2 protein-coding genes are annotated in these 1751 nt (G+C 43.0%); both read left to right on the top strand.

All coding sequences use genetic code 11. From position 1 onward, the window contains the following. Positions 1 to 676, top strand: a 676-nt coding sequence (locus CXF78_RS16415; RefSeq protein WP_180957191.1) for an NAD(P)(+) transhydrogenase (Re/Si-specific) subunit beta, incomplete at its 5' end; no start/stop codon positions are given. Positions 677 to 780: 104 nt separating this feature from the next. Then, a partial coding sequence (locus CXF78_RS16410; protein WP_102037379.1) for a sensor domain-containing diguanylate cyclase occupies positions 781 to 1751 on the top strand: 971 nt, incomplete at its 3' end.

Below are 1751 nucleotides of genomic sequence, written 5' to 3'. Positions count from 1 at the left end.
TGACTTACTGATTGTTGTTGGTGCGCTTGTGGGCTCGTCGGGTGCGATTCTGTCTTACATTATGTGTAAAGCCATGAACCGCTCGTTCATTTCTGTTATTGCCGGTGGTTTTGGTAATGATGCCATTGCAGCATCAGGCGATGATACCGTCGGTGAATACCGTGAAACAACCGCTGAAGATGTCGCTGATATGCTAAAAGCGTCTGATTCAGTCATCATCACTCCAGGTTATGGTATGGCGGTGGCTCAAGCACAATATCCGGTGGCTGAAATTACTAGAAAGCTACGTGATATGGGCATTAAAGTTCGCTTTGGTATTCACCCTGTTGCAGGACGTTTGCCAGGCCACATGAACGTACTACTGGCCGAAGCTAAAGTGCCTTATGATATCGTGTTAGAAATGGACGAAATCAACGAAGACTTTAGCAGTACTGATACAGTGCTAGTGATTGGTGCTAACGATACGGTTAACCCGGCGGCGATGGAAGATCCAACTAGCCCTATTGCTGGCATGCCAGTATTAGAAGTTTGGAAAGCGCAAAACGTGATTGGCTTTAAACGTTCAATGAACACCGGTTATGCCGGTGTACAAAATCCATTGTTCTTTAAAGACAATACCCAAATGTTGTTTGGCGATGCGAAGGACAGTGTAGAAGCAATCCTTAAAGCCTTATAAATCAACTTTGTGACGAACAAAACACCAGCAACTAATGCTGGTGTTTTTTTGTTTAATAACCAGCTAAACTGGGTCAATTGGACTCAAAGGATTATCAGCTATCCATGGCACAGCAGGACATCATTACTCAATTACAGCTTGAACTAGAGCAGCATAAGCAGACAATCAAGCAACTAGAGAATGAGAACAATCGACTTACTCTATTAAATAAACGAGTAAACGAGCAACTCAACGCTACGCTTGATGGCACTGGTTTATGTCTATGGGAACAACATATTCCCACCGGGAACCTGACTATTTTTAATCAGCAGTGGGGCCATCTGCTCGGGTTTACTCGTGAAGAGTTACCTGCTCATATCAGCAGCTGGAAAAACAATCTACACCCGGAAGACAAAGACTGGGTAATACAAGCCTTTGAAAGTCATGTAGCCGGTAACGCAGAAATTTATCAAGCCGTGCATCGTATGGTACATAAAGATGGCACTGTTGCATGGGTATCTGACCGTGGACGTATTATTGAGTATGGTATTAACGGTGAACCGCTGCGTATTATGGGCACTCATATTGATGTCACTCAAGAAAAGCGCTACGAACAAGATTTAGCCAAACTCGCTCATCGTGATCCGTTAACTAATCTACTCAATCGAAATGCACTCATTGCTGCCTTTGAACAAGGAAAAAGCACTCACAGTACACATCAAGGCGCGCTGTGCTTTATCGATTTGGACGGTTTTAAGATAATTAATGACCACTTAGGCCATCGATATGGCGATAGTTTATTAATCCATATTGCCAACGATATAGCTCAAATATGCGATCAACTCTTTAGTACGCCAGACACAACACAAACCCCACTACATCATGTGGCACGTTTTGGTGGTGATGAGTTTGTCATTTTAGCCCATTGTAATGATTTGGAACGACTAACAACCTTGGCTAAAACCTTACTGTCGCACTATCAACACCCTATCGAATTAGAGGGTGAAAGCATTAAAGTAGGCCTCAGTATTGGGATCAGTTTATTTGATGAATTAGATGAGTTTACCAATGTTTGCGAGCAAGCAGATAAAGCCAT

It is taken from the genome of Shewanella sp. 11B5 (assembly GCF_002836795.1).
Classification (GTDB): Bacteria; Pseudomonadota; Gammaproteobacteria; order Enterobacterales; family Shewanellaceae; genus Shewanella; species Shewanella frigidimarina.
Note: the sequence above shows the minus strand (reverse complement) of the source record. Positions and strands in the feature narration are given on the sequence as shown.